We start from the raw sequence: 26,773 nt of genomic DNA on the forward strand, positions 1-26,773 counted from the left end.
CTCCCTGATGGACATCTTACCATCCGGATACGGTTAAGAATAAAAAGTAAGAGTTTCGGTTAAAATAAAATTAAAAATGATGGGCTTCAATAAAGGTAAACCTGAATTAAATGCCTTGAAAAGCAGGGAAAAGCTCACTTTTCAGGGACTTTTCAGGGTTCGGAGACTTCTTTCGGCCTTTCTGTGGATTTCTGGATCTCATCCAGAAGCTGTTCGTCGGTTTTACCTCTTATCTCAATCCCAAGTTTCTGTGCGGTTTCCTGTACCTTGCTCTTCGGCGCTGCGGGTTCCTTCAGAGATTTTTCAAATTCCTTCAGGTTTAGCTCCGATTCTTTCTGGGCTTTTTTAAATTCTCCCATTGAACTTCCCATGGACCGGGCAAGTTCAGGAAGTTTGGCTGCCCCGAAAAGGAGTACAATTACTCCGAAAATCATTAAGAGTTCATTTGTGCCTATCATTGGCTTGACCTCAATATCGTTTTCTTAAATAAATATAATCAATTCAGCAGGTGATAATGATGTGAGAACTGTAAATATCGCTAAGTTAAGCTAAGATTTTTTATGATATATAAAGTTTCTATTTTTAGTTATTATTTTGGATATTTTATATATTTAACTCTTTTTATTTTGTTTTTCCTCTCAGTCTATAGCCTCCACCTCTGACCGTCCCCTTTTATCCTGGCTCTGTCCCGGTATTTCAGTTTTTCCGGGGCTCTTCCTGTCCGGAGATGGTTTTCCCGGTTTCCTGCTTATTTTCCAGACTCGCTTCGGGTTTTGAATCCGCACTGTTGTTTAAATCGGTATCGGCTTTTAAACCCTTATCGGTATTTATTTCTTTACTGCTACCCGCAGTATCTTTCTGTTCTTTCTCTTTCTCTTTTTCCCCGGAAGTAGCCGTATTTGCGGCCTTTCGGGTATAGGCGTCGAATTGATTGAGTTCAAGCTCAGCAGCGCGCTGTGCCTTTTTAAATTCCCCCATTGCACCTCCCAGAGACCGTGCAAGTTCAGGAAGCTTCTGGGGCCCAAAGAGGAAGAGAGCAGCAACGATGATTGCTATCAATTCTGCTGTACCTATCATTGCTGGTTATTATCAACAATCAAATATAAAAGTTCTTGTAAAAAGATCAGGGGACTGGCTTAATTTTAAGATTCCTTTGAATAACCTATCTTTTAAAGAAAAGAAGCAGGAACTAAATAGACGTGCCTGTTCTTAGAATAGCCGGACCACCAGCAGGCTGAACTCAAACAGGAATCCCAGTAATAGCGCTACAACCATCTGAGCGATGAAAGTGGGATCAGGGGAAAGGAATAATGAAACTGCAAGAATTGCACTGTAGACCAGCATTCTCTGCTTTTTCAGGGTCTGGTACTCTACAAGCCCCATCTTCACGGCAAAGACCACAAGCAGAGGAAGCTGGAACACAATTCCGAAACCTGCCAGAATTGTGGTCACGGCTGAGAGAGTGTTCTGGACTGAAAGCTGCGCTGTAGCCATATCGCCCGAGTAAAGGAGGATGTATTTAAACATCACAGGCAGGACGACAAAGAAACCCAGAGCCGTTCCGAAGAGGAAAAGCAGGAAAGATGCCGGAATAACTTTGAGGAAAAACCGCTTCTCATGCGGATAAAGCCCTTTGCCTGCAAACCTGTAAAGCTGGTAAAAGAGCTGCGGAATCGAGATCGCAAGGGCAAAGACCAGGCAGAGCTTGAGGCGGGCAAAGGTCCATTCAAGGGGCGAGTATGCTGTCATGTAAAGATCAGCACTTATAAATTCCTTCCAGATAATCAGCATCCCTTTTGCCGAAAATGGGAAAGCGAGAATTATTCCCAGGAAGAGCCAGATTAAAACGATTGCCAGCCGGTTCCTCAGCTCAAACAGGTGAGCCGTAATGGGTTCTTCCATATCTCCCGGGACGCCGGAAGTATACGTATTCATTCCCGATGTTTTTCCGGTAGAGGCTGTTGTTCCATTGCCTGTGTGCTGTGAGTCCATTTTTTCCGCTCTTAAATGTACCTGGATAAATATATTAATATCGGAACATAATATTAAATCTGAATCTGCAACCCATCCGCAGGATTCCGATTCGCCGTTGCAGGAGAACTTCGGAGTGCAACTTATGATTCCTTTTCACAATATCTTTCTACTATATATTTGCATACCTGATAGCCGATATACCTGAGAGGGCATATCTGAAGTTATCACCTGGGGTTATTATAATGGAAACACTTAAAATGATTAATATAGCTGGATTAAGATAATTTATTAATCAGATTATGGAAATTAATATAACTCAATTAAGATAATTTATTAAATATAGTTATCGGAATTAATATAACTTAGTTGAGAAGTTTGTTTAATATAGTTGTGGTAATTACTATAACCCAATTAAGATATTAGTACAATCACCCGATTAAGATATTAGTAGAATCTGATAAGGTGTGAGACCTGATTAAGATAATTGACACAATCTGATAAGCTGTGTGATTTGATTAAGATAATTGACACAATCTGATAAGCTGTGTGATTTGATTAAGATAATTGATATAATCTGATAAGGTGTGCGACTTAATTAAGATAATTGATATAATCTGATGAATTGTATGACTTGACCAGGATAGTTAATAGAATCTGAAGCATTGATAACTTGATTAGATAGTTAATATAAATATTAATATAATATACTTATTATAATTAATATAACCTATTAGGGTAAATGCATCTCCCGGTTTCCGGCACCTGGACCCCACTGTTTCAGGACTTGAACTTTGTGGCTTCCGCTACCCGAATTTCCCCTTAAAGGCTGATAATTTCAGGAAATATTTCAAGGATTCCATGAAAAGAGCCGGACAAATCCAAAACGAAAAAACAAAATAGGTAAAAGAAAGTTGATGCTAGAAGTCACTGCAGCGAATAGGGCTCCCTGATCTCCTGGCAATGAATAAAAAAGACCCTTAAATTGGATGAAGAACTTTCTTTTGCTTTTCCGGATAGGTACTCCATATGTCTGAAGCCATTGAAAATCTCAGTGTAATCCTGCTGACCCTGCGAAATAAGCTACTTGTGATTGCAGGGGTCCTTATCACAGGTATAATTCTCTCATTTCAGTTTACCGGACCCCTGATAGAGAGAATGAAAGAAGATCTCCTCCCCGAGGGTGCAAAACTTATTTACATTTCCCCTCTGGAGGTAATGATGCTGCAGCTTAAGCTCTCGGTCATTATCGGGCTGCTCATTACTCTGCCTCTTATTGCATTCTATACTTACAGAGCCGTTTCGAGGCGGTATTCAATTCAGGTTCCGGTCTCGATCGGAAAAGGCCAGTTTGTTGTACTGGGCATAGGTGCAGTCATCATGTTTATCCTCGGGGTTTCATACGCCTATTTCCTCATGCTGCCCCTCTTCCTCAAGTACCTTTATATGGATGCAGCTGGCTCAGGGGTGACTGCAACTTACTCGATTTTCAAGTTTATCTCGTTCGTAGCCTCAGGCACGGCAATGTTCGGTCTGGTATTCGAACTTCCGATAATACTTACCTTCCTGACCCGAAACGGATTTGTAAAATACAGGACCCTTGTGACCTACAGAAGACATCTTTATGTCCTCATAATGATTATTGCAGCTACCATAACTCCAGGAGCGGACGTACTGAGCCAGATAATGCTTGCTGTGCCCATGGTAGTTTTCTTTGAGATAAGCCTGGTTATTGTCAGGATACTGGGGGTAAAGAATAGCGTTCCCAAGCCCGACCCGTCAGCATCTGCATTAGGAATTACGAGAAAAAATTAAAAGAAATGAAGAGCTGAAAATAAGAAGAGTTCAGGAATAGAAAGAAGAGCTCAAGCGTGAAAGAAAAATAAAAAGCGGAATACAGTAATTCAAGAGATTAAAGCGCAAAAAAGATGTTAAGAGATTATAAGGGAAAAACCGTTCTCTCAAAGCTGTAAAAAAGAAACAGTGCCTTCAGGGAGATGGCGGATGAGAAGCACAGGCGTGTTTGGGGGTGATGTGATGATAATCGAGAAAGCAATCCAAACACGCCTCTTACTGTTCTTTTTCCGCACTCGCCTATCAGTTCATATTCTGTTTTGACAGGATTTAAGGTTATCGAAATTACTTTTATAAAATAATTTTTTGGCAGTATTGTTAATTATGATTTAGAAAATGCCAACTGCCAGAAGCCCATGTCCTGAAATTCCTTTCAACAGGATCAAAAAGTCTTATTTAACCTAATTTCCTATCCTGGGAGCTATGGAGCCTCAGCATATAAAGGCAGATCTTCAGGTGATTGCCTCATCCGTCGTCTACGGGTTTTCAGGAATTTTTTTCATGCACGTGAAAAATGACGGCAGGATCTGTTGTATTTTTCCAGCTTCTTTCCGGGCTGTTCGCGCTTGCAGGTTATCTGGCAATTCCGGGGAGGCTGTAAGGAATTAGATTCCAGGGAAAAAAGAAAATCTTTATGCTGCCTGGAGCATGGCAGGCAGGTATAATGTCTCTTATTATACGGCTGTGAGCCTTACAAATGCCTTGATATCCGTACTTCTGCTTTATACGGCTCCTTTTTATGTTTTATTGCTCGCCCCCATCTTCCGGAAAGAAAATATAGCAGAAACAATGGTTGCGTTCGAAGTTCTGAGATAAGTAATCGTAACATAGAGAAAAACTCTAATAGTAGGGAAATAGTTTTCAGATATAACAAGGAAAATATTCTTAAAAGTATTATTCTTAAATATGTTATTATCAAAGGAGATATCCCTGATCCGGGTTGTATTTTCCTCCTTTCTAAGCTCTATGTCCGGCGAAACAGAATAAAATTTATTTTAGATACTCTGCATCTTATTAATCGTAAATTTATTTTATTGATTATTTGAAAATAGCCTGGTATTCTTATGGTAGACGTAATTAAGGAATTGGAAGCACTGAGGCAGAATTTGCTTGATCTGTCCCTTCGAAATAATCTTCTCAATTACCGCCCTTCCCAGAAAAGGACCATCTCGATTGCAGGTCGAAAGCCGGAGGAGATTTACGAACTCATTGTCCTCCAGGAAAAATCAATGAGATTCAGGGCAAAAGGCCGGTCCAGAAAAGTCAGGAAAATCGCAAATGAGGAAGAAAACGAGGCTTCCGGGAAGGAAAGCAGGCTTTTAAAGACAATAGGAAAGATTCTGGTTTCCGAAGAAGAAAAACTCCAGAAAGAAGACAATTCCCGGAGTTCCCGTTCCGAAACTTTCCTGGAAACCCCGGATGACAGCGAAACTCTTGATAAAAAGCTTTTTTACGTATTTAACCAGGCAAATTCCATTTTCGAAGAACAGGGTTATCCTGTGCTCTACCTTGCGCTGGGTTTTCTGCAGTGGAATGATACCCGGACAGCCATAAAAAATCCTAAAGCCCCCCTTCTCCTTGTTCCTGTGGAGCTCAAACGCATAGGAAAAGGGCGAATTTTCAGCATCCAGTGGACAGGAGACGAGATTTTCACTTCAATAACTCTCCAGGCAAAAATGAAAGAATTCGGAATCGTGCTTCCCGAGTTTGAGCTGCCTGAGGAGGCTTCAGGTATTGGGGAATACTTCAGGGCTGTATTCAAGGCAGTCCGGGGAAAAAAGGACTGGAAGCTCCTGCCAGAAATCTGCCTTGACCTTTTTAACTTCAGGAAGTTTGTGATGTATAAGGATCTCGATCCTGCGACCTGGCCTGAAGACATGACGCCTGCGGACCATCCTCTTATCCGGAAAGTCTTTAACCCTGAAGACCCCGAGTGCGAGGATTCCGGCTTCCGGGAAGAAGAGGTTGACCTCAAACTTTCAGCGAAGGATACCTACCAGATAATGGATGCTGATTCTTCCCAGATCGCAGTCATTGAAGATGTAAAAGCCGGAAAAGATCTTGTTGTCGAGGGCCCTCCGGGAACCGGCAAGTCACAGACAATTGCAAATACCATTGCAGAACTTATGGCTCAGGGTAAAAGCGTACTTTTCGTAAGTGAAAAAATGGCTGCCCTTCAGGTGGTAAAGAGCAGGCTTGATTCGGCAGGTCTGGGAGAACTCTGCCTTGAGATCCACAGTAACCAGACCCGGAAAAAAGCCGTGCTTGAAGAACTGGAAAGAACCCTGAACCGGGCAGCTCCTTCCCCAATACGCCCAGAAAGGGATCTTAACGAGCTCGAAAAGCTGAAGCATGAACTCGACCAGTATGCCCTATCCCTTGGAGAGCCTGCGGGAAGAATCTATCCCAGCCTCTATACCCTTTATGGCATAAGGGAGAAAACGAGAGCTTATTTCGAATCGAAAAGCCTTAAAATGCCCGGCTATAAATTTCAGGAGCCTGAAACCTGGGAACCTGAAGCCTGGACCGATGCAGAAGCTATTCTGGAAAAACTGGAACAGGTACTTCCCTTCCTCAGCCCGATCCGGAAAAATCCCTGGTATGGCTGCGAACCCGGGCTTGTACTGCCTTCGGATCTCGGAGAAATTGAAGCTCTTACAGGCGAATGCAATGCAGCTTTCGAAACCCTGGAAACGGCAATAAAAACCTTTAATGACTTCTCCGCAACCTCAAAACCAGCTACTCTCGAAGGGATTACTGATATAATCGATGCCGCACGATTTCTAGGAAACTCAAAGCCTCTGCCTGAGAAAATGCTTCAAAATCCGGAATGGGAGTCCGAACCTTCAAGAACAGAAGCCAGCATTCTGGTTTCGAAACTCAGGCAGTACCTGGAACTCAGGACTTTCACGGAGAAGACTTTTAATCCATCAATTTTTGACGTTGAGACCTGCAGATTCGAGGAACTTTCCGGCAGTCTCCTGAAGCTTTTAAATCCGAAATACAGGAAGCTCAGAAAAGAGGTTTCAGCCTGCTATCGCTCAGGCGCACCCTTAAGAGACAGTAAAATCCTGCTTGACCTTGCCTCACTTTCCGAATATAAAGCTTGCAAGCAGGAGCTTGAGGAATCAAACGCAAAAGGCAAAAAATACTTCGGAGACTACTGGAAAGGCTTTGAAAGCGACCCTGCTCAACTTGAGGAGCACAGCCAGTGGATAGTTACCTTCCGGAAATATTTGAGAGAAGGCATTCTGACGGAAAGGAGTTTCAGGCTAATAGCAGCCGGAATTGACAGCACTGCCCTTGAATCCGCAGCCAGCCGGGTACTTGCTGCAAAGCAGGAGTTTCTGGAATCTTTCAATAAAGTTGGGGATAGCATAGGCGCGGATTTTGGCAAAATGTTTGGGAAAAGCCTGGAAGCCGCAAAATTGAGTCTCCTGAAATCCCGTATAACACGATGGAAAACCGAAACTTCTTCCCTGGTGCTCTGGAGCCAGTATCTCGGATACAGGCAGGCTTGCCTGGAAACAAAAGCAGCTCCTATGATAGAGGATCTCGAATCCGGAAAACTCGATGTCTCTGATGCAATCCCTGCTTTTGAAGGCGGCTACGCCGAGATCCTCCTGAACCGCACCTTCAGGGAGAGACCTGCACTTTCTACTTTCATCCGGGAACTCCACGAAGGCAAACTTGGGAAATTCAGGGAGCTTGATAAGAAGGTGCTTCTGGAAAACCGGAAAAGGATAAACTGCTCGGCTTACGAAGAAGCCCCAAAACTGACCTCAGGCGCGTCAAGGGCTTCGGAAGCCGGAATTTTACTTAATGAGTTCAATCGGAAAAGAGGGCATATGCCTATCCGCGCCCTTATGAAAAAGGCAGGCGGTCTGATCCAGAAGATCAAACCCTGCTTCCTCATGAGCCCGCTTTCCATTGCCCAGTACCTTGATCCCAGGAGCACCCGCTTTGATGTGATTATTTTTGATGAAGCCAGCCAGGTCAGGCCCGAAGATGCGGTCGGAGCCCTCCTTCGCGGAAAACAGGTCGTGGTAATGGGGGACTCAAAACAGCTCCCTCCAACCGATTTCTTCGATACCGTGCTCGACTCTCCTGAAATTGAGCCCGATGACTATGCTACAGCAGGGGATATGGAAAGCATACTGAATGTGTGCAAACGCAGTTTCCCGGTAAAAACCCTGCGCTGGCACTACAGGAGCAGGCATGAATCCCTGATTGCGATTTCAAACCAGGAATTTTACGATAACCGCCTCTATGTTTACTCCTCCCCCATGCAAAAAGATGAAAGACTCGGGCTGAAGTTCGTGCATCTTCCGGATGCGGTTTATGACAGGGGTAAAAGCGGAGCCAACCGGATAGAAGCAAGAGCTGTTGCAAGGGCGGTCTTAGAACACTTCAGCAGGTATCCCGAGAAAAGCCTGGGGGTCGGGACTTTTAATATAAAACAGCAGGAAGCCATCCAGGAAGAAATTGAGGCCCTGCTTAAAGCAAATCCGGGATTTGACCTCAATTCTGGAAACGGAAGAGGCGAGCACTTTTTTGTTAAAAATCTTGAGACCATCCAGGGCGACGAGAGGGATGTTATACTTCTGAGTGTAGGTTTTGGCTTTGACGGTAACCGAAGACTTTCCCATAATTTCGGCCCGCTTAACCGTGAAGGAGGGGAAAGGCGCCTGAATGTTCTTATTACCCGGGCCAGGGAAAAATGCATTGTTTTTGCTAACTTTACAGCAAGGGACCTGAATCTGGAAGAAAATTCACCTTTCGGGCTCCGGGCCTTGAAAGTCTTTCTTGAGTTTGCAGAGAGTGGCAGGCTCCCCTTGCCTGCATATAGCAAGGAGACCCCCGATTTACCTTTCGAAGAAACAGTTTCCGGTTTCCTTACCGAAAACGGTTTCGAAGTCCACAGGCAGATTGGCTGTGCCGGGCACAGGCTCGACCTTGCAGTGCCTGATCCCGCCCATCCGGGACGGTATGTACTTGGAATCGAGTGTGATGGAGCCAGTTATCATTCCCTGCATGTTGCACGGGATCGCGACCGTCTGCGCCAGCAGGTGCTCGAAGGACTGGGCTGGAAAATCTACAGGGTCTGGTCAACGGACTGGTACCTGCACCCGAAAGAGAGCAGAGAGAAGCTGCTTGAAGCTGTGAAAGGAGCCATAAAAAAGGCAAAAACTCAGGCAAGATCCGAAACCAGATCCGAAGTTCCGGTAATTAAAGAACCTGCAGCATGGGCCGAATCCGTAAACCAGAGTCCTGCAAGAAAATACTCCGGTTCTCCTTTAAACCAGGATTTACCTGCAATTTCGGCTTTATCCGGAATGAGTGCTGAAAATGCAGGTGATGAAGAATTTGAAAGCAGATTTTTTGAAAGAAGTGCCCTTCCGGAAGCTTTCGAAGCCGAAATTCTTCCAGAGGCTTCGTTTGAAGCCGAGGAGGAAGAACCTTATTCAGGCTCACTTTTCAAACTGGAAGAAGGGCTCACAACTCCTTCAGGCATGGACTTACTGCCGGAAATGGCTTCAAAAACCGAATCAATGGCTCTTGTAGTCAATGCAAATTCTCGCAAGAAACCTGTGAGAAGATCAGGAAAATCAAAGCTTCTTAAATTCAGTGCAGATCCCCGCTCTGACGGGGACGAGCCTGAACTCATACCTGAGCCTGAGCCTGAGAAAGTGAGTTTTTTCCAGGCTTATCCCGAGATTGATTTCAGTGCAGGTCCTGAAAAGAAAAAGAAACGCAGGCGGCTTAATGAATTTGCTTATATCTACGGTTCAGGAGGCGATTTCGAATCCGAGCTTGATTACGGGGAAGAAAATTATGCAGATGAGGACGATAGTTATGCAGGCATATGGGATTCGGATACTGAAACTGAGCCCGAAACTGAATCTGAGATTTTGCCCTCAGTTACCGGATCGAGAACTGTTGAAGTCCCTGACATTTCTGAGAATGAGCCTGAAAAACCGTCCGTGAAAGAAAATTTACTCGAAGATACCGTACCCCTCTACAGGGCTTGCCTTTCCTCAGGACTTCCGCAGTCCGTCGATCTTTCCGAAGTTTCTGACAGGCAGCTTGAGGAAGCAATTATACGGATTATAGCGTGTGAGGGTCCTATTCATGCAGAACTCCTGCCGCTGCGGATAAAATCACATACTGGAATTCCCCGCATGCTCGGGAAAATAAAGCAGCGAATATTTGATGCCGCGGACACTGCCGAAAACTCCGGAAAAATCCGGATAAAGGGCGAGTTTTACTGGCCGGTTTCGGAACCTGCCTGTCTCCTGCGCAGGCGTGATGGGGACGCATCTGCAAAAATTGAATGGATCTGCGACGAGGAAATAAAAGAAGCTATTCGTTTTGTCCTGAACAGTCAGTATTCAACCCCTCTTGAGGAGCTTATTGTCCAGACTTCAAGAGTTCTCGGGATAAAAACTACCCGCAAAAACACCTCGGAAAGGATTGAGAACCTTATCCTTTCAGGAATCGAGGACAGTGAGCTGACCTTTCTGCCCAACAACATGATCGGTTTTGCAGAATGAAAGGTGTTTTCAAAGATTTCAGGAAATCCTATTTTTCTCAGGCTATTCTATTCTTTAATCTTAAAACTCTTTACTGATTTTTAACTTTTCTTCAATAGATTGGTTTTTAAAAGTTTTCAATCCATACAGTCAAATCTCCGATATGAGAATCAAAATATATGAATTAGAAAAAATAAAATACATTCTGGAAATTGGGGGAGGCAATTTAGCGGAGATAGAAAAATTATCTAATCCGGAGGAAGATCCAGGTTATAAGAATAAGCATCCTGGCAATTTCCAGGAATATTTTCTGGTGGGGATATCATATGTACTTTTAACAGTTATTCTTGCCTATCCTGTAATATTTAAGATAAAAACCAATATTCCTGGAACAGGTGAGGATTCTTTTCAGTGGATGAGGATTTTATGGTACACAAAAAAGCAGTACAGGAGGTAAATTTAACAGCTTTTACACATGATAATTTGCTTTTTTATCCGAATGGTATAGAATCTATGCCATTTCCCTCGGCATTTAATCAAATCTTATATTTGCTGCTCTCCCGGTTTCTGGACTTGCATGTCATATACACGATATTATGGCTCCTGACTTTCATAATAGGAGCTGCTGGTGCGTATTTGCTCGTAAAATACCTTACGGATAATAAATACGCTGCCTTTATTGCAGGAATTGTATTTGCATTCTCCCCATATCACTTTTCAAGAGGGCTATGTTTCTTTGGAGCCGCAACAATTCAGTGGATCCCTTTCTGTGCATTATTTCTTATGAAAACGGTTAAAGAGGGAGGGACGAAAAACTCGGTTATTGCAGGAATCTTTTTTGTCCTTGTCGCAATGAGCGACCTGCAGTATCTGATATTTATGGGAATCTTTGCAGGGCTGGTGCTTTTATAAGATATTTACACGAATCTCAGTTCCGAGAATACTTTTATTTATTCTGTGATAATATCAGTTAAAAAATATTTCCTTTTTGGCGGGGTCGCTCATCTCGGAGTATTGCCTTTAACCGTCAATGAAATACTTATTGCCCTTTGAAACGAAAACTTCTTAAAACCAGATGCTCAGGAAATTCTGAAATTATCAAATGACTTGATGACCTTCTTTCTCCCTTCGAAACTACATCCTCTGGTTGGTCAATTTACAGTAGATTTATATTTAAACTTACCAAACTGGCATGCAGAAAAAGTAAACTTCATAGGATACGTCGTTCTGGGGCTTTCGACCCTTTCATTCCTGAAATCAAGGAAAAATCCTGACTTAGAATTCTGGTTAATAGCTACAATTTTCTTTACAATACTTAGCCTGGGACCTGTACTGCATTTTAATGGCATTCTTTCTTTCACTGATTTCAATCTGAAGATACTCCTTCCGCATCGGCTATTAGATGATACGGTTCCGTTCCTGCAAAACTGCAGGACAGTCGGCAGGTTTTTCGTCATCGCAACACTTGGATATTCCGTCCTTGCCGGGCATGGCATTTCGGAATTACTTAAGTATAAGCCCGAAAGAAAGAAGTTGATCTTTACAATAACCGGTTTATTGTTGATTTTTGAATATATGTGCATCCCGTACCCGACTGCGCAGGCAGATGTCCCTGATTTTTACTATGAAATCAGTGATGATACTGAGAACTATGCATTGCTCGAAATACCACAGAGATACAATGCAGGATATATGGATTTTCATCTCCTGTACTATCAGACAGTCCATAATAAACCTCTTGTCGGCGGATTTGCAGCAAGGTATCCAGCCAACATAAGTTACTTTCAAAGTAGTACCCCCTTTATTAGAGAATTAAACTATTATTCCCTGCAGAATAATGGGATTTTAGAACAAAATATTACTGAAATAGGTACTTCAGTCCTGAATGCTAACGATATAAGGTACGTTATTCTCCACAGAGATCAATTGTCCAGCAAAGAGCTGCATTTTACAAACGAGTTACTGAAAAAGACACTTAAAACCGAGCCACGTGTATATCCTGAAGATGGGCTTGTTGTTTACCAGGTTCCGGACGAGACAATTCTCCCCTATATGCTTCTGGGTGACGGATGGAATCGTCGGGAGAACCGGGATGGCATAACAACTGCATGGGTAGCAAATAATGCTACAATACTGATTTACTCGGATGTTACTGAGGATGCGGTATTAAAGTTTAAAGCCCTGAGCTTCCACTCTCCAAAAACACTGGAGGTTTATAACGGCAAAGCTCTCCAGAATAAACAAACCGTAAAAACCAGTTTAAGTACAGTAAATATTCCAATCGACTTAAAGAAGGGAAAAAACACCATTCTTCTGCATATGCCTGAAGGCACAGAAAGACCGTGTGATTTACCAGAGCTAAAGAGCAACAATAATGCGGAATTAAGTATAGGAATCCAGAAGGTTCAATTAATTCATTCACTTGAAAATTAATCCTCAGGAGGAAAGATCACCTGAAGAATTTTATCAAGCCATAGAAATATGTTCTGGAGACATTAAGCTCCAGACAACTCTACCTTTTGTTAGCCGTACCAGGGAAGATCGGAACATTCCCTTCCAGCCCTGCATTTTTTACAAAGTTGGGGAAGCTGTAATTCCTTCCCCTGACCTCAACTAAAACTTATGTTTATTTGATTTACCTTTTCAGTTAACTCTTATTTTGTAATAAAAACCATTGCAGCTACAACGGTAGTCCATTTCCCGTCCTTATCGCCATTTGAGGTCTGGCAAATATGGAACGTATCGAATATATGCCCGCTTGCCTTGTAGACCTGCTCTCTCTCATGCCAGGCCATTTCTGCGTCGAATTCTATACCAAGGGTTGTTGCAAGCATTGTTGCTGCCAGGTCCTCAGCATATTCTCCTGCAATAATCTCTTCTTCTCCAAAAGAGTGATGTTCGGAAATGTACCCGTAGTTTTCTTCATTTACAGGGACTGCAGTTCCTATAGCTGAAGCCATTAAACGATGAGGTTCGTCAGTATCGTTTCTTGCAAGTACACAATGGACAATGGCGCCAGGTTTTAACTCTAAGAGCCCTTCTTCTCTCGGTACTAGTTTGCAGTTGGGAGGCAGAATGCTTGAAACACTTACAAGGTTGTATTTCTCGATTCTTGCATCCCTCAGTGCAAGTTCAAAGGATGCTAATCGGTCTTTATGTACCCCGGTACCCTTTGTCAAAAATGCTTTTCTTGGGATCATGTTAACTCCTCAAGGGATTTATGCGTCTGCTGTGCGGGTTCCATTGTATGAGCAACCAATACACACATAGATAATTTAAAGCTTTTAAGCAGTAAGCTGAACTATTGGGCTGATAGTTCTATCTTTCATGACTCAAACGTACACCAGAGTTATGAACTTTATCCTATTAACTCTCAGCTTTTGAAAACGGAATACTTTATACTGGAGATACATCCAGAAGAGAGTCCTGCTCGCTTAGTTCCTTAAAGCCTTCATCAAATTCATTCTGTCCGGATAGAGCTTTTTCATAGACATCGGAATTTGCAATCCCTTCAAATATAAATCTGGTTTCTACTGGAATCTCACCTGCATGGACCTTTATATCCTTTTTATCTACACGAATTGTAACCTGGTCAGGGAAAAGTCCGGACTCGGCCATGTAGTCAAGTATTAGCTTTTTCCCGAACTCTTCAGCAAAATCCAGGGCTTCACTCCTTATCACGAAATGCCTCCTTCCTGCAGGGGTATATACAAAGATACCTTTCGTTTTAAGGTCGTACTTTGATTCACTATAAAGCGTACGCACAGTTATCTCGACACGCTTTGTCCCTTTGCCTGCAAGAGCTCCGACCGCATTTCCGACATTCGAATATTCCGGAATAAGAATCTCAGCATCAATCAGCTGCTTCAGCTCTTTCACATAAGCCCGGACCGGGCCTCCCAGAAGGACAACAGGGATATCCACTTTAAACCGGGCGAAAAAACTGCCTTCAAGCATTTTTTTAATTTCGGTCCTGTCTACTCCTTCCATCAAAAAAGCGATAAGGTCTCCTGCCATGTTCCTGGCAAAGAGCTGTTTCACTTCCAGACAGAACTCTTGCCTGTCAATCCCTGAGAAGTTTGCAAGCAGGGTAGCTCCGATTTCAGAGGCTTCGGCATTCCACTCAGTATACTCTCCAAGTGCATGCAGGGCATCAGTGGGGGTAAAACCTATCACCTGAACGAGACGCTTCTGGATTAAAGAACCCATCACCTTTTTTGAAGGCAGGATATTTCGGTCCCAGTAAATATCTTTGAGGGAAAGCGGTTTATTTCCTATAAGAGCAAGGAGTTCTCCTTCTTCCCGGCTCAAACTGGCAGGCTTTTGCCCTGTCCGGACAAAAAATTTTGTTGCCTGGATATGTTCATCCAGTTTGAGCCTGTCCGGAATCCAGCGTTTTTTCAGGGTGCTCATGAAATCGGGGTACAGGACTGCTGCCCTGCAAAGAGGAATGACACGTCTGGGACCTATATTTATATTGCCTCTCTGAACCCAGATGTGACTGTCTCCTCCCATAGCCGACGTCTCCATACGCAGCGCTCTGACTTTTGTTTGCCAGCCGCCCACAACTGCACCGGTCTCGCTGAGGTGAGGAAGCCCTTTATGTATCAGAGAGACATCCGTGCTCGTGCCGCCAACATCTATTACAGTGCAGGTCTCATGCCCTGACAGATAGGAAGCCCCGAGAAGACTTGCTGCAGGCCCTGAAAAGACCGATTCTATGGGTTTTTTCAGGGCTTCGTGCATACTTACTACCGAACCGTCGCAGCGGAGCATGGCAATCCTGGGGTTTAGTCCTCTACTTTCGATCTCACTTACTACCGTTTTTAAGAAGCCCTCCGCTACAGGCAGGAGCTGGGCATTGAGGTAGGCAGTAACTCCCCTTTCATAAGCTCCCAGAGACTGGGCCAGCTCATGCCCGCAGACAACAGGCAATCCCGCAAGCTCCTGAATAAGGGTTTTAACGCGTAATTCATGCTCAGGATTTCGAACACTGAAATAAGAAGAAACCGCAAAAGCCGAAACCCTGTTTCTTATTTCAAGCACGAATTTTTCTACTGCTAACAGGTCAAGAGCTGCTGCTTCCTCCCCATTGCTGTCATGTCCTCCCTGTACCATGATGCAATTCTTAATTCCCGAATCGGAAGGAATCTCATAATTTCCTATAAGGATCAGCCCTACGGGATATCCTGTGCTTTCAAGGATGGTATTGGTTGCAAGGGTGGTAGAAACCGAAACAACAGCCACGGATTTCAGCTTTTCAGGATCAAGTCCGTCAATCGATTTTTTAATTCCTTCAAGAGGGTCAGGATAGGTGGTAAATGCTTTATTTGAGCATACGACCTTTCCATCCGACTTCTGAATTAAAACCGAATCAGTATAAGTTCCACCTGCATCAATGCCAAGGTCATATGCCATTTTTGGATTATACGCCATTTTTATATCGCCTTTTATATTACCGATGTTCTACGCTATCTATACCATGCCGTCCGTAATCTGTTATGCTGCGTATTCCATTTCTTAGAATCAAGGGTTTACCAGTTCGGAACATAACATCCGCTCAGAGGCAGGCACAAATTCAAGAACAAATAATGAATTCAGCATATACATTATTTGCGCTATAGAGGGAAAAATATAAATGTTCCGGGAGCTTTCCGGAACTCAAACCTCCGGCATCCCGATGCCCACGAAAACAAGCTTTGTCTCTACGGGTATTGCCCCTGCTTCACTCAAAGCGATATCTTTTTTGCTGACCTCGATCTGGACCTGTCCTTTATCGAGCCCGGCTTCGGTCATGTATTCCATGACAAGCCTTCTCCCGAGAGCATTGGCATGCTCCAGAGCCTCGGGATAGCTTCCGAAGGTTTCCCTGCCCCTGGGAGAGAATAAAAGAACCAATCTTTTCTTATCTTTTGAGTAGGTGCTCTTGATCAGGATTTCAAGCCTTTTTATACCCTTTCCCACAACGGCTCCGACGGCATTTCCTACTTCGGCGTATTCAGGGACTATTATATCAGCATCGAGAATCTGCTTCAACTCGTTGATATATGCTACCACAGGTCCTCCTATCAGCACGACAGGAATTTTCATTCTGAATTGCGTAAACCTGTCGGACAGGAGGATTTTTTCGATTTCCCTGGGGGGCACGTCCTTCAGGATAAAGGATACCAGGCTTAAAGCCATATTCCGCGCAAAATCCTGTTTTATCTGTTTGCAGAGCTCGATATAGTCGGTCTGGGTATAGCGTTCCAGAAGTTTTGCCCCCACTTTTGAGGCTTCTTCATCCCATTCGGTATATTCCCCGAGCACGTGGAGGGCATCGGTAGGAGTGAAGCCGATTGCCTGGATGAGGCGCCTCCTTATGAGCGAATCAAGTAGAGCAGGAGAAAGCGTTTTCTGGGTTTCCCAGAAGATATCGTTAAGCGATGCAGGGAAATCTCCTATTCTGTCAAAGAGTTTTTTTTCAAGCTTTCCAAGATCTGAAGGTTCGACCCCTGTCCTTACAAAGAACTTGGTAGGCTGCACGTTTTCTTCAAGGTGCATAGTCCCCGGGATTCTCCCTTTTTTCAGAGCTTCAAGAAAACCAGGATATTTGACAGCTGCAACGCAGAGCGGGATAACTCGCTTTGGGCCGAGATTTATTTTCATGTTCCTGACCCAGACATGGCTGTCTCCTCCCATTGCCGAGGTTTCCATCCGGATGGCTCTAACCTTTGTCTGCCAGCCTCCGACTACAGCCCCGTCAGCACAGAGTTCCGGAAGCCCGTTTTCGAACATCGAAACGTCGGTACTTGTCCCGCCTACGTCAATAACCGCACAGGTCTCGAGCCCTGAGAGGTGAGATGCCCCTACAAGGCTTGCTGCAGGACCCGAAAAGATAGATTCGATCGGTTTTTCCAGAGCCTCGTTAATGCCCACGACCGAACCGTCGCATTTGAGCATGAGCAGCCTCGAATTCATTCCTCGCCTGGAGATTTCTTCCCTGATTGAGCGGATGAACTGGTTTGCGATAGGAATAAGCTGGGCGTTCAGGTAGGCTGTAATTCCTCTCTCATAGGCTCCAAGGTCAAGGGAGAGTTCATGCCCGCAAACCACAGGCATTCCCGTAAGTTCCTGTATGCGGGCTTTGACTGCCAGCTCATGGACAGGATTTCGAACACTGAAGTATGAAGAAACTGCAAAAGCCGAAACTTTATCCTTCACCTTACGGACAAAAGCTTCTACAGCTTCCAGGTCAAGAGAAACAAGTTCAGCTCCATGGTGGTCGTGCCCTCCTTTTACAATAGTATGAAATTCAACATGCGTTTTTTCCGGGACTTCATAGTCTCCTACAAGGATCAAGCCTACAGGATAGCCATTTTTCTCAAGGATCGTGTTTGTTGCAAGCGTTGTTGAGACTGAAACCATTTTTACGTCTTTTAAATATTTTCCATCCAGCCCGTCTATGGAGCTTTCTATTCCTGCAAGCAGGTCGGGGTAGGTGGTGAGCGCCTTGCTGGAATCCATCACTTTGCCATCGGAATCCCGGATGATGATCGAATCCGTATAGGTGCCTCCTGCGTCAATGCCCATGCTGTACTGCGTCTAAATGCCTCCTGTTCATCTTCTAGAGTTTTCGTAGTTGGGGTTCTCTAAAACTGGGGTTCATGAGGTAGCTCATGAGATTAAAATTGCCGGGGATATATTATATTTAAAAATATATAATAGTTGGCGGGAAATGTATTGGCTGGCTCCAAAAAAAGAGGTTTGACAGACAATTTATTCTATTATAAGATATTTTTTATTATATAACATAGAATGAAATATATTATGCATAATATAACTCGTGCAATAATATTATGCATTATATTACTGCAATTATATTATGCATATAACTACTGCAATTATATTATGCATATAACTACTGCAATTATATTATGCATATAACTACTGCAATTATATTATGCACATAACTACTGCAATTTTCGGTTAATACGGAAATTTCCGATTATATGATTTTATATACGTATTCAGTAACAGATTCTTCTTAAATGATGGGGGGTCAAATACGTCTAGAAAGAAATCTGAGTTTCCTGTAGAGCCTGCTGTCCGTAAGGATGGAACAAAAGAAGGCGAAGTTGTTAGTTTTGAAGCGTTAATCCGCAGTAAAACGGATATTTCCATGTTTGAGCCCGGCCAATTTTTGACGCCGGAAAATATTGAGGAATTTATTCCTGAAGGCGGAGCAACCCAGAAAGCCGCCAAAATCTTTCAGGATATGGGCTTCAGAATTATCCATGTCGGGGTGTTCAGCGTCAGTGGGGAAGCTACCAGGGATCTTTGGGAGAGCACGTTCAATACCGAAGTTAAGAAAGTTACAGTTCCGGCAGATAATATTCATCCTGAGCGGGGAAAAAGAGTCTTCCTTTCTAACGTTGCCGGGGCTCCTTTTGAGATCCCTGCGGAAGTATCCGATCTGGTTGAAAGAGCTTACCCGCAAAAACCTCCGGTTTTTTTCGGATCTCCCCTTCCTCCTATCGTATCTTACCATTGCCTGAATGTTCCCGGTGACATATCTATGCTGCTTCGGGCTGGAAGGGTCAACCAGGAAGGAATTACCGGTAAAGGTGTTCTGGTAGCAATGCCGGATACTGGTTTTTACGCTCACAAGTTTTACGAATGGAGGGGGTATAATTACAACAGGACCATAGCTGAAGATGCCGTAGATGTGGATGTTGATAATAACGGGCATGGGACTGCAGAGGCTGCTAATATATTTTCATCGGCTCCGGGCATTGATTTTGTAGGCATAAAGATGGGACTTAATCCAACGCTTGGCTTCAAAAAGGCAATGGATCTCAGTCCAGCAGTTATTAGCTGTAGCTGGGGATGGGATATCAGGGAACGGTCTCTACCAAACTGGCTGAAGCCGCTCGAAGCCGCAATAATTTACGCAGTAAGGAAACTGGGAATAACCGTCGTGTTCTCGGCAGGGAACGGGCATTACGGGTTCCCAGGTCAGATGCCTGAAGTTATATCTGCCGGTGGTGTTTATGTTAGCAGGAAGCTTGCGGGAGACGATTTTGAGTTTAAAGCATCCGACTACGCTTCAAGTTTCACCAGCCCTATTTATCCTGGCAGAAGGGTACCGGATGTATGCGGCCTTGTAGGTATGAAGCCAAATGCCATTTACATAATGCTGCCTGTCCAGCCGGGATGCTCAATTGACAGGGAGCTGGCAGCGGGAGGTGCTCACCCGAACGGTGATATGACAGAATCTGAGGACGGATGGGCGGCAATAAGCGGAACCAGTGCGGCAGCTCCGCAAATTGCGGGCGTGTGTGCTCTCTTAAAGCAGGTACAGCCGTCTTTATCGCCTGAATTGATAAAACAGATCCTGATCGCATCGGCAAGGGATGTCAGGGAGGGTGAAAGTTCTATGGGCGATACTGCAGGTAAAGGGTTTGACAGTGCTACCGGAGCAGGGCTTGTAGATGCCTACAGTGCATGCAAACTTGCCCGGTCAATCATGGTAAGACCAAGGTTTACGGTTCCTCCGCCAATGTAAGTAAAAAAGCTACTTACCCGGGGGTTAAAACGAGTTTTTGAGCCGATATTAGAAGTATTCGGGCGGTTCGGGGAAGAAAATTTCTTTAATAAAGAGTTTAAATTCCTCAGGAATTAAGGGTTGTGTGACAGGTCTGTAATACTCTACCATTGAGTCAGTGAGACCTGGAAGCACGGACTTGGAGGTTTTTTCCAGCTTCATATTAAAAAAATCTTCAAATTTTTCCGGAGAGCCTTTAATTGTGATTGTTTCACCAATTGAGAGAATATCAAATCCCTGCTCTTGTAGTTTCAAAGCAACAACATTTTTATTTTTAACAGGAATTACGTCGGCTGTTAGCATATAATTTATTCAGAGTCCAATATATATAGGACTTGCGAACTTAAGCCGTTGCAAATATATAAAAACTTATCACGATTTTTAGCCTGCTACTTTCTGAGCTTATATTAAAAACCCGAAATTTATATAAACGAGTATATTAAAAACTCACCTTTAAAAGCTGGTCCCAAAATACTACCAGAGCTTTAAAGGGCTTGAGTCGAGAGCTTTAAAAGTTTTGAATTTGCCGGGTTAATCCGGGGAATTGGACGAGCTAATCCGGGAATTAATTCAGCCAGCTGGAAATTGGCTGGGTTAGTCCGGGAAATGGTTAGACGGACGTATGAATTGAGCGAGTTGATGAGTATGATACTTGAAGAAGTATTCAACCAGCTGAAAGAGCTTGAAAAGAAATTCAATGAGGTAAAATATCCTCCTGAAACTGCTTTTCAGCCATCCTTTTCCTCTAAAATCCGGAAAGCGGAAAAGGACAGTTTACTCCACCGTCTGCCTGCCCTGGAGCTTGATGAACTTCTGGAAAAGGTAGAGGAATGACATACAAAGTAGCGCTTCACCCCTCAGTCCGCAGAAACCTTAAAAAATTGTATCGGCTTGACAGGCCAGGCTACAATTATGTGAAAGACCGCCTCCGCCTTCTTGCTTACATGCCGGAAATGGGCGTTCCCCTCAAAACCGGATTTGAAGGAAAATGGAGAATTCATATCGGTCCCTTCGTGCTGGTCTATACTTTCGACAAAGCCACTAACGTCATTACCCTTCTGGTTTTTGAACATTATACAGAGGCATATGACATATATACCGCATATGCGTGAGGTCAACAAAACCCCGCAAGCCTTTTCAAGAAATAGCTTGACCGCAAGCCTTTTCAAAAAAGGCTTGAGCGAAAACTTTTTCAAAAAATCCTTGACCGCAAGCCTTTTCAAAAAATCCTTGACCGCAAGCCTTTTCAAAAAAGGCTTGAGCGAAAACTTTTTCAAAAAAAGTTTGATCAAAAACCATGCTTTATCTAAGCCGATGTAACCGGAGCGTGATAAACCGGCGCAACGGTTTCAACACAAGCCTTTTCAAAAAAGGCTTGAGCGAAAACCTTTTGAGAAAAGGTTTTATCGAAAACTCTGATGTATCTGAACCGGTGTAACCGGAGCGTGATCGACCGGCGCAACGGTCGAGGCACAACGGTTTGTTGAGAGAAAAGGGAAAGGTTAAGGTAAAGCCGGATGTAAGATCAGTCAGGGATCAGGATTTTAAGAGGTAACCGGAATGAAGAAAAACGATAGCATCAAGGCATGTGGTCGGACTATAAGTTACGAGATCGTTTATAGTGAGAACAGAAAGAGGGCAGCTATATTAGTCCGCCCGGATCTGAGAGTTGAATTCCGGGCACCTCAGGCGCTGGGTACGGATGCAATCCGGAAAATGGTTCAAGGGAAGGCGCAGTGGATAGTCAGGAAACTTGAACTGTTTGAGGCAAACAGGCAGCCTGAGCAGGAAAAGCAATATTTGGATGGCGAAAGCTATCTTTACCTGGGCACGGAGTATCCTTTGAGAATAGTATTCGCGGATAATGCAAAAAGACCTCTCGCTTATTTCAGGGATTCCGGACTCACGGTTGAGATTCCGGAGGGTAGTCCAGCAGATAGAGTTCCCTTTCTGGCGAAAGAAGCGATCTGGAATTTCTATAGCAAGCGTGCCGAAGAGGAAGTCGAGAAAATTCTGGCGAGTTATTCGAAAAAGCTCGGGGTTGTTCCTCCGGCTTTTAAAGTGAAGCACCAGAAGCGGCGATGGGGCAGCTGTTCTGCAGGCAATATCCTGAGGATAAATTTCCAGCTCCTGATGGCTCCGCCCGAGCAGCTTGAATATGTGGTAGTACATGAACTCTGCCACGTAAAAGAGAAAAATCATTCTGCCCGTTTCTGGAAACTGGTCAGGGAACTCATGCCTGATTATAAGGAATACAGGAATAGCCTGAAAAAAGACGGCTGGAAATATGTGCTTTGAAGCCAGAGGATCAGGATTAACTTTTGAGAATGCTGTGCTTTAAAAACATTTTATGGTTCTGTATCTTAAAAGGCCTATGAGTTCATACATTATAAGCATTTTAAAGGGATGGCACATGAAAATATTTTGATGTAGATGGCTTTATAAAAATATTATAGGCATCGGTCGAATATTTTATTAAGTTTTACAGATAGCAGTATAAAATTTATTAATCTACCAGGATATTAAGATACGGTATACTTTCAGATACCTTCATGTTATATACTCAAAAGGTGATGATAGATAAGGATGTCTGAGAAGGCACGCTTCAAAACAAATAGAGAGTTTTGACAGACCCTCTGATTTCGTCCTTTTACAGATGACCATTCTCTATACACACCACCTTTTATTTTTTATTTTTTTATTTTGTCCTGAGAGATTAAAGTTTAAAGAATATTTAGTTCTGTTGAATTCGTTTTTATAAATTAATTCTGTTTATCTTCCAGGTCATCTGTATAATCCTTTCTGAACTAACCCTTTCTGAACTAACTCTTTCTCAGATAATATAGAGCAACGGGCAGGGACAATCACCCCGATTAATCCCCCGATTAATCCTCCGATTCCTCCAATCAGGCGGTTGTAATCCGGATAAAGTATTGTCCAGACCCCATATGCCTGTGCATTGAAAACTCCGAGCATATATGAAGCTAGAAGAATGCTTTTATGTTCCAGGGGAAGGGCTGCTATATAAATTCACGGCAGGGTGATAAGAGTAACAAAATAATACCCCCTGCGAGCCTGTCAGGATAGCCTCCAATATCGATTGGAAACACGAAAAGCAGGTGCCAGAGTCTCCAGATTAGTCCTGAATAAGGGCTTTTTCCCTCCCGAGGAGCAACAGCCTGGGGAGCAGGTAGCCCCTCCAGCCAGATTCCTTGCCGAAAACCGGGATTGAGTTTATTCCTTACAATGGAAACCGAAATCCCGGGAAAGAAGATAATTGTGAGCAGAAAAAGGCTGTAATAACCCGTCATTCTCCCTCAAGATTAATCTGCAAGCTTCGAATACCCAGGGACACGGCAACCGTGGGTATGAAAGCAAAAGCATAGAACCGGAAAATGCCTTTGAGGTCAATTCCGCTACTCATCTTTTCCCCCAGAAAACTATATTTCGTGTTATATTCGGAGCGCGCGGCATAATTAAATCAGAATTATCTCTTAATTTCAAAAAATGCCATTAAATTAAAACCCTGCAAAATAAATTGGAACAGTAAGCTTTAATTTAGGGGGGGTTGTATTATTAATAGCCATTATAAAGCAACTAACTCTAAAAGCATCCTGGAATGGGGTATTTTTGGTGGACAATGACATAGCTACTTCAAATAATATAAACTCTGAGAGTGCTGCTTCGGATAATTGCATTGTTTCAAGCACCTGCACGCCCGGCGCAGAAAGATACTTTCCCCGTGAAATCCTTGAACATCTCTTTAACTCGAATAATGAAGAATCGTCTGTCTTCCTATTGAGCGTATTACTGATGGCTTCAGGGCTCATTTTATTTATTTACGGCCTTATTAGCGGGAAGCCTTACCAGTTTATTATGGCTTTTTTCTTCCTGGTTCCAGGGCTTGTTCTGGACGACGTAAGACAACAGCAAATGTGTGAGAGGTAAATTCCTGATTTCGAGTATTTATCTTTATTTTCCCAATTACTCTTATTTCTCTTTTTTTTATAAGTTGATTTTTTATTCGCTATTATTATATTTCCTATTTAACCTGCGACTGTCTGCAGTGCTGCAGGGAATCACTCCAGGGAGACTCGTTAAATCCTGATTCTCTTATATAATATAGGATATAGAAAAAGGCGGGAGAAAGTAACAAATAGATATGGGGCATATTTCATTATCGAGACGCGAGCTCTTAAAGAGGTAATGGCTTTATGCGAGCCGAAGAAAGAGACCCAGAGGACTTTTTGATTGACATTCTTGATTCAATCGAAAAAATCGAGAGTTTTATTGAAGGATTTGAATTTGAAGACTTTTCTACAGATGATAAAACCATATACGCCGTAATTCTAGCTCTCGAAATCGTTGGAGAAGCAACAAAAGATTTGCCGGATTCTTTAAAAAAGAGACATCCTGAAGTTCCATGGAGAGAGATGTCAGGGCTGCGCGACAAAATGGTCCACGGCGATCTCGGGCTTGACCTTGAAGCCATCTGGAATATAGTAGTGGAATATATTTCCTCCTTAAAGCCATTAATTGTCAGGATTTTGAACGAGGGGTAATCTATCTTCCCGGATTTCAGTGTCAGTTCCCCAGATTAATCTCCTGAAGTAACACAACATCTACGAACATTATCCCTTAAATAATACGCCGTATTCGGAGTCGTAAATATTAATACAAACATATAAAGGCTGCCGCAAATCCGAAGTTTTATATGGGGTATCTACCCCAATCTCAGGGCCATTTTGCCCCCGTTTATTTTTTATAAGGTTCGGCTATACTTTGCCAACATGTGATTAAATCTTTAAGTTTATATATTATGAAGTACTGTAGAATATTGGGCATCTGGGAAGGTCATAAGAGACCTTTTAACTCTTTTTAATAACCCCCCCATACCCCCCAACTCCCCAATATCCAGATGCCCAATCCCCATTAATGTCATGTTTTCTTAATATCTTTCCTGGCGATATCGTTTTCTGTTGCATACGCGAAAGAATATCTTCGTTTTCTTCTAGATACGATTTCACACAGATTCTGCAGCCTTTGAATCTCGTTTCCGGCTAAAAATTATTTTTTTATACCATTATCTTTCGAGGTTTCGGCCCATTCAGGAATACGCATGCAATTGAAACCAGCATAGTATTATGCATGCTATCTGCCGCGCCTCGAACCTCTACTGCCTGCTTGAAAACGCTTTTGAAAAAGCCGTATCACTTTCATTAACGCAATTGATGAAAAGGGCACCTGAGACTCTGCATCCTGAACTCTACGCAGCCTGAATGCGAAAATGCATGGGGCGAGCGGCGCCATAGTGTGCAGGACCCTGAGATAGCGGTCCGGGATTCAGGTCAAGAGAATCTACAGCCGGAGCAAAGCCGGGAAACTGATATGAGCCAGCAACCCTGATAGAGAGCTGAAAAAAAGAAGGCTTGCCGCATATGCCACTGATATATCACCCAGACTGCGTATAGCCCCGTGCTTTCGATGATCTAAGGTAATTTTTATACCTGTGCTTGAAACCTATCGATAAGCAAATATAATACTTATTCTCCAGCACATACCATTTTCAGAAGGCTTTAGCAAATCAGGTAAATTTTTTAAGTCCAGACCTGAGATGAAAGTTTAAAAAAGCTTGTTTCCTTGAATGCTCCCTTTAAAATCATTTATATCTGAAACATCCTGGGTTTTAGGTAAGAAAATTCCTTGACTGATGACCAGCAGAGGTGTCTGGAAGAGGCTCAGAGTATGAGTAGTGAGACAGAAGATATAGTATTCAGGGTGAATATTTAATCAAATCTGAAAAGCAAACACATTTCTATGTTCCGGGAAATGTAGAGAGATTTTTATGCCTGAAATTTCAATAACTTGCCTTCAAAACCTGAAGTTTAAGGTGTTTATGAGTATTAAACTTGCCATAAAGAGATATAAATAGGTTTAAAACTTTAAAAATGATTATTTTTTGAATCAAACCTTTTAAATTGATTATTTAATTAATTAAACCCCTTTAAGCTGTTTTTTAGTATAAGTATATTTATATTTAATCTGGTTAATTCTTGCATTGTCAAGCCGCAGGTAGTCGGCAGGACAACTGGATTTAACTCCGGTAACCGGCAGATAGCCGGAAAGACAATTTAAAACGAAAACGGAACCGGTGGTCTCAGAAATAAATCTGGAGGATCTATCGGTATTGATATTAGTATATTAGATTGAAGGTATATTAGATCGAACATTAAAAGGGTATAAAAAATCTTTGAAGAGTTTTGAAGAGTTTAACATTTTGGGAGTGGATAAACGTTGGAAATGAGAAAGATAATTGGAATCTTCCTGGCAGTCTGTTTTGTATTGTCAGTAACAGTTGCATCAGTAAGTGCAGCACCCTGGGACAAAGACAAGAACAAGCGGGATGACGGCAAGAACAGGTTTGACAACGACAAGAAAAAGTTCGACAACGACAGGAAGAAGTTCGACAACGACAGGAAGAAGTGGGACAACGACAGGAAGAAATGGGACAACGACAGGAAGAAGTGGGACAACGACAGGAAGAAATGGAACTTTAAGAAACACGGCAACGATTACAAGAGATGGAACATTCAATATATGAAATGGTACCAGATGTACATGAAATGGCTCTTCGGCTATAATAAATTCTTTGGCAGCTACCACAAATACTACTGAAGCTGGCTGTGAAAACTGGTTGAAGAAATAAGCCAATGAAATAAGTATATTATTTTGTACATCCTCTGGGGTAAAGAAGCAATAATTTAGATAAGAATCAGTAAAAATCAGAGCAGTAGAATCTTATTGCTCAAAGAGCGAGGTACCACGAATA

At 43.1% G+C, this 26,773-nt stretch carries 22 protein-coding genes; 14 read left to right on the forward strand and 8 right to left on the reverse strand.

What is annotated here, in order from left to right:
- Positions 1 to 152 precede the first annotated feature (152 nt).
- The 3 genes from EQO05_RS07265 to tatC (EQO05_RS07275) form a co-directional block, all read right to left on the reverse strand.
- Positions 153 to 458, reverse strand: coding sequence for a twin-arginine translocase TatA/TatE family subunit (locus EQO05_RS07265; protein ID WP_128505143.1), 306 nt, complete (start codon positions 456 to 458; stop codon positions 153 to 155).
- A gap of 238 nt (positions 459 to 696) precedes the next feature.
- The gene (locus EQO05_RS07270) at positions 697 to 1,077 is read right to left on the reverse strand and encodes a twin-arginine translocase TatA/TatE family subunit (protein ID WP_128505144.1); all 381 of its coding nucleotides are present in this window, start codon (positions 1,075 to 1,077) and stop codon (positions 697 to 699) included.
- A 132-nt stretch (positions 1,078 to 1,209) separates the two neighbouring features.
- On the reverse strand, positions 1,210 to 1,992 hold the full coding sequence (gene tatC, locus EQO05_RS07275; protein ID WP_128505146.1) for a twin-arginine translocase subunit TatC: 783 nt from the start codon (positions 1,990 to 1,992) through the stop codon (positions 1,210 to 1,212).
- A 1,008-nt stretch (positions 1,993 to 3,000) separates the two neighbouring features.
- Between tatC (EQO05_RS07275) and tatC (EQO05_RS07280) the strand changes: the two genes are divergently transcribed.
- The 5 genes from tatC (EQO05_RS07280) (at position 3,001) to EQO05_RS07300 (ending at position 12,791) form a co-directional block, all read left to right on the forward strand.
- Positions 3,001 to 3,786, forward strand: a complete 786-nt coding sequence (tatC, locus tag EQO05_RS07280; protein WP_128505148.1) for a Sec-independent protein translocase TatC — start codon at positions 3,001 to 3,003, stop codon at positions 3,784 to 3,786.
- Between the two features lie 1,103 nt (positions 3,787 to 4,889).
- On the forward strand, positions 4,890 to 10,379 hold the full coding sequence (locus EQO05_RS07285; protein ID WP_128505150.1) for a DUF3320 domain-containing protein: 5,490 nt from the start codon (positions 4,890 to 4,892) through the stop codon (positions 10,377 to 10,379).
- Positions 10,380 to 10,521: 142 nt separating this feature from the next.
- Positions 10,522 to 10,815 (forward strand): hypothetical protein, encoded by a 294-nt coding sequence (locus tag EQO05_RS07290; RefSeq protein ID WP_128505152.1) that lies wholly within the window; start codon positions 10,522 to 10,524, stop codon positions 10,813 to 10,815.
- The gene (locus tag EQO05_RS07295; protein ID WP_128505154.1) at positions 10,785 to 11,270 is read left to right on the forward strand and encodes a hypothetical protein; all 486 of its coding nucleotides are present in this window, start codon (positions 10,785 to 10,787) and stop codon (positions 11,268 to 11,270) included. Before EQO05_RS07290 ends, EQO05_RS07295 begins: the two co-directional genes overlap by 31 nt.
- A 198-nt stretch (positions 11,271 to 11,468) precedes the next feature.
- The gene (locus tag EQO05_RS07300; protein ID WP_128505156.1) at positions 11,469 to 12,791 is read left to right on the forward strand and encodes a hypothetical protein; all 1,323 of its coding nucleotides are present in this window, start codon (positions 11,469 to 11,471) and stop codon (positions 12,789 to 12,791) included.
- Between the two features lie 221 nt (positions 12,792 to 13,012).
- Here EQO05_RS07300 and EQO05_RS07310 read toward each other — a convergent pair whose 3' ends face one another.
- From EQO05_RS07310 to EQO05_RS07320, 3 genes are all read right to left on the reverse strand, one after another.
- Positions 13,013 to 13,558 (reverse strand): pyruvoyl-dependent arginine decarboxylase, encoded by a 546-nt coding sequence (locus tag EQO05_RS07310; protein WP_128505160.1) that lies wholly within the window; start codon positions 13,556 to 13,558, stop codon positions 13,013 to 13,015.
- Positions 13,559 to 13,754: 196 nt separating this feature from the next.
- Positions 13,755 to 15,776, reverse strand: a complete 2,022-nt coding sequence (locus EQO05_RS07315; protein ID WP_128505255.1) for a hydantoinase/oxoprolinase N-terminal domain-containing protein — start codon at positions 15,774 to 15,776, stop codon at positions 13,755 to 13,757.
- Between the two features lie 243 nt (positions 15,777 to 16,019).
- Positions 16,020 to 17,930 carry a hydantoinase/oxoprolinase family protein gene (locus tag EQO05_RS07320; protein ID WP_128505162.1) on the reverse strand — a complete coding sequence of 637 codons (1,911 nt, stop codon included), beginning with the start codon at positions 17,928 to 17,930 and terminating at the stop codon, positions 16,020 to 16,022.
- 589 nt (positions 17,931 to 18,519) lie between these two features.
- Between EQO05_RS07320 and EQO05_RS07325 the strand changes: the two genes are divergently transcribed.
- Positions 18,520 to 19,905: a S8 family serine peptidase gene (locus tag EQO05_RS07325; RefSeq protein ID WP_128505164.1), complete on the forward strand. Its 1,386-nt coding sequence runs from the start codon at positions 18,520 to 18,522 to the stop codon at positions 19,903 to 19,905.
- 48 nt (positions 19,906 to 19,953) lie between these two features.
- On the opposite strand, the gene EQO05_RS07330 is transcribed toward EQO05_RS07325, so the two are convergent.
- Positions 19,954 to 20,247 (reverse strand): hypothetical protein, encoded by a 294-nt coding sequence (locus tag EQO05_RS07330; RefSeq protein WP_128505166.1) that lies wholly within the window; start codon positions 20,245 to 20,247, stop codon positions 19,954 to 19,956.
- 336 nt (positions 20,248 to 20,583) lie between these two features.
- Here EQO05_RS07330 and EQO05_RS07335 point away from each other — a divergent pair, with 336 nt between their 5' ends.
- Both EQO05_RS07335 and EQO05_RS07340 read left to right on the forward strand, forming a co-directional pair.
- Positions 20,584 to 20,778 (forward strand): hypothetical protein, encoded by a 195-nt coding sequence (locus EQO05_RS07335; RefSeq protein WP_240664440.1) that lies wholly within the window; start codon positions 20,584 to 20,586, stop codon positions 20,776 to 20,778.
- A complete protein-coding gene (locus tag EQO05_RS07340) occupies positions 20,775 to 21,056 on the forward strand; it encodes a type II toxin-antitoxin system RelE/ParE family toxin (RefSeq protein WP_128505167.1) in 282 nt (93 codons plus the stop codon). Before EQO05_RS07335 ends, EQO05_RS07340 begins: the two co-directional genes overlap by 4 nt.
- Before the next feature lie 25 nt (positions 21,057 to 21,081).
- Here the strand turns inward: EQO05_RS07340 and EQO05_RS15485 are convergent, their stop codons facing one another.
- Positions 21,082 to 21,243, reverse strand: coding sequence for a hypothetical protein (locus EQO05_RS15485; RefSeq protein WP_164888495.1), 162 nt, complete (start codon positions 21,241 to 21,243; stop codon positions 21,082 to 21,084).
- A gap of 261 nt (positions 21,244 to 21,504) precedes the next feature.
- Between EQO05_RS15485 and EQO05_RS07345 the strand changes: the two genes are divergently transcribed.
- The 6 genes from EQO05_RS07345 (at position 21,505) to EQO05_RS07370 (ending at position 26,619) form a co-directional block, all read left to right on the forward strand.
- Positions 21,505 to 22,242, forward strand: coding sequence for a M48 family metallopeptidase (locus EQO05_RS07345; RefSeq protein ID WP_128505169.1), 738 nt, complete (start codon positions 21,505 to 21,507; stop codon positions 22,240 to 22,242).
- Positions 22,243 to 23,044: 802 nt separating this feature from the next.
- Complete coding sequence (locus tag EQO05_RS16095) at positions 23,045 to 23,176, forward strand: hypothetical protein (protein WP_255420838.1); 132 nt, start codon at positions 23,045 to 23,047, stop codon at positions 23,174 to 23,176.
- 401 nt (positions 23,177 to 23,577) lie between these two features.
- On the forward strand, positions 23,578 to 23,892 hold the full coding sequence (locus EQO05_RS07360; RefSeq protein WP_128505172.1) for a hypothetical protein: 315 nt from the start codon (positions 23,578 to 23,580) through the stop codon (positions 23,890 to 23,892).
- 266 nt (positions 23,893 to 24,158) lie between these two features.
- Complete coding sequence (locus tag EQO05_RS07365; protein WP_128505174.1) at positions 24,159 to 24,506, forward strand: DUF86 domain-containing protein; 348 nt, start codon at positions 24,159 to 24,161, stop codon at positions 24,504 to 24,506.
- 582 nt (positions 24,507 to 25,088) lie between these two features.
- Complete coding sequence (locus EQO05_RS16100; RefSeq protein ID WP_255420839.1) at positions 25,089 to 25,223, forward strand: hypothetical protein; 135 nt, start codon at positions 25,089 to 25,091, stop codon at positions 25,221 to 25,223.
- 1,021 nt (positions 25,224 to 26,244) lie between these two features.
- Positions 26,245 to 26,619 (forward strand): hypothetical protein, encoded by a 375-nt coding sequence (locus tag EQO05_RS07370; RefSeq protein ID WP_128505176.1) that lies wholly within the window; start codon positions 26,245 to 26,247, stop codon positions 26,617 to 26,619.
- The last annotated feature ends 154 nt before the right edge of the window (positions 26,620 to 26,773 follow it).

The organism is Methanosarcina sp. MSH10X1, assembly GCF_004099695.1.
GTDB lineage: Archaea > Halobacteriota > Methanosarcinia > Methanosarcinales > Methanosarcinaceae > Methanosarcina.

What these genes read in the sequence shown, in the direction of transcription:
- EQO05_RS07310 (WP_128505160.1), bottom strand. Translation starts at nt 13,558, where the DNA reads ATGATCCCAAGAAAAGCATTTTTGACAAAGGGTACCGGGGTACATAAA.
- EQO05_RS07335 (WP_240664440.1), top strand. Translation starts at nt 20,584, where the DNA reads ATGAGTATGATACTTGAAGAAGTATTCAACCAGCTGAAAGAGCTTGAA.
- tatC (WP_128505148.1), top strand. Translation starts at nt 3,001, where the DNA reads ATGTCTGAAGCCATTGAAAATCTCAGTGTAATCCTGCTGACCCTGCGA.
- EQO05_RS07325 (WP_128505164.1), top strand. Translation starts at nt 18,520, where the DNA reads ATGTTTGAGCCCGGCCAATTTTTGACGCCGGAAAATATTGAGGAATTT.
- EQO05_RS07320 (WP_128505162.1), bottom strand. Translation starts at nt 17,930, where the DNA reads ATGGGCATTGACGCAGGAGGCACCTATACGGATTCGATCATCATCCGG.
- EQO05_RS07265 (WP_128505143.1), bottom strand. Translation starts at nt 458, where the DNA reads ATGATAGGCACAAATGAACTCTTAATGATTTTCGGAGTAATTGTACTC.
- EQO05_RS15485 (WP_164888495.1), bottom strand. Translation starts at nt 21,243, where the DNA reads ATGGTTTTTGATCAAACTTTTTTTGAAAAAGTTTTCGCTCAAGCCTTT.
- EQO05_RS07270 (WP_128505144.1), bottom strand. Translation starts at nt 1,077, where the DNA reads ATGATAGGTACAGCAGAATTGATAGCAATCATCGTTGCTGCTCTCTTC.
- EQO05_RS07345 (WP_128505169.1), top strand. Translation starts at nt 21,505, where the DNA reads ATGAAGAAAAACGATAGCATCAAGGCATGTGGTCGGACTATAAGTTAC.
- EQO05_RS07370 (WP_128505176.1), top strand. Translation starts at nt 26,245, where the DNA reads ATGAGAAAGATAATTGGAATCTTCCTGGCAGTCTGTTTTGTATTGTCA.
- EQO05_RS07285 (WP_128505150.1), top strand. Translation starts at nt 4,890, where the DNA reads ATGGTAGACGTAATTAAGGAATTGGAAGCACTGAGGCAGAATTTGCTT.
- EQO05_RS07295 (WP_128505154.1), top strand. Translation starts at nt 10,785, where the DNA reads ATGGTACACAAAAAAGCAGTACAGGAGGTAAATTTAACAGCTTTTACA.
- EQO05_RS07300 (WP_128505156.1), top strand. Translation starts at nt 11,469, where the DNA reads ATGACCTTCTTTCTCCCTTCGAAACTACATCCTCTGGTTGGTCAATTT.
- EQO05_RS07365 (WP_128505174.1), top strand. Translation starts at nt 24,159, where the DNA reads ATGCGAGCCGAAGAAAGAGACCCAGAGGACTTTTTGATTGACATTCTT.
- EQO05_RS16100 (WP_255420839.1), top strand. Translation starts at nt 25,089, where the DNA reads ATGCATGCTATCTGCCGCGCCTCGAACCTCTACTGCCTGCTTGAAAAC.
- tatC (WP_128505146.1), bottom strand. Translation starts at nt 1,992, where the DNA reads ATGGACTCACAGCACACAGGCAATGGAACAACAGCCTCTACCGGAAAA.
- EQO05_RS07315 (WP_128505255.1), bottom strand. Translation starts at nt 15,776, where the DNA reads ATGGCATATGACCTTGGCATTGATGCAGGTGGAACTTATACTGATTCG.
- EQO05_RS07290 (WP_128505152.1), top strand. Translation starts at nt 10,522, where the DNA reads ATGAGAATCAAAATATATGAATTAGAAAAAATAAAATACATTCTGGAA.
- EQO05_RS07340 (WP_128505167.1), top strand. Translation starts at nt 20,775, where the DNA reads ATGACATACAAAGTAGCGCTTCACCCCTCAGTCCGCAGAAACCTTAAA.
- EQO05_RS07330 (WP_128505166.1), bottom strand. Translation starts at nt 20,247, where the DNA reads ATGCTAACAGCCGACGTAATTCCTGTTAAAAATAAAAATGTTGTTGCT.